Source organism: Arthrobacter sp. 10T425 (genome assembly GCF_056393985.1).
Genome location: NZ_JBFTGZ010000102.1, coordinates 1 through 404 on the forward strand (window position 1 = coordinate 1; position 404 = coordinate 404).

At 67.6% G+C, this 404-nt stretch carries 1 protein-coding gene; it reads left to right on the forward strand.

Annotated features, from left to right (window positions below; all coding sequences use genetic code 11):
- Positions 1 to 404, forward strand: a 404-nt coding sequence (locus AC1DDH_RS20715; protein WP_476956252.1) for a TonB-dependent receptor domain-containing protein, incomplete at both ends; no start/stop codon positions are given.

The window sequence follows — 404 nt, forward strand, 5'->3', positions numbered from 1 at the left end:
CGCTGGCGCTGCAGGCCAACCTCTATATGGACCGGATTGCCAACGCCAACGTGGCCGGCACGCCGGTGCTGTCCAATATCTACGCGCCGGTCGACCGCCCCGAGCAGCACATCGCCACGCCGCAACGGGTGCCGAAGGTATCGGACTCCACGCTCTCCGGCGTGGCGCTGGCTGACACGCTGAGCGCGCTCGATGACCGCGTCTCCCTGACCCTCGGCCTGCGCTACCAGCAGGTGAAGTCGGGCAACTACAACGCCAGCGGCGTGAAGACCGCTGACTACGACGAGAGCGCGGTCACCCCGCTGGCCGGCATCGTGTTCCGTCCGTGGCAGCAGGTGTCCTTCTACGCGAACTACGTGGAAGGGCTGAGCAAGGGCGACATCGCCCCGGCCACGGCTGCCAAC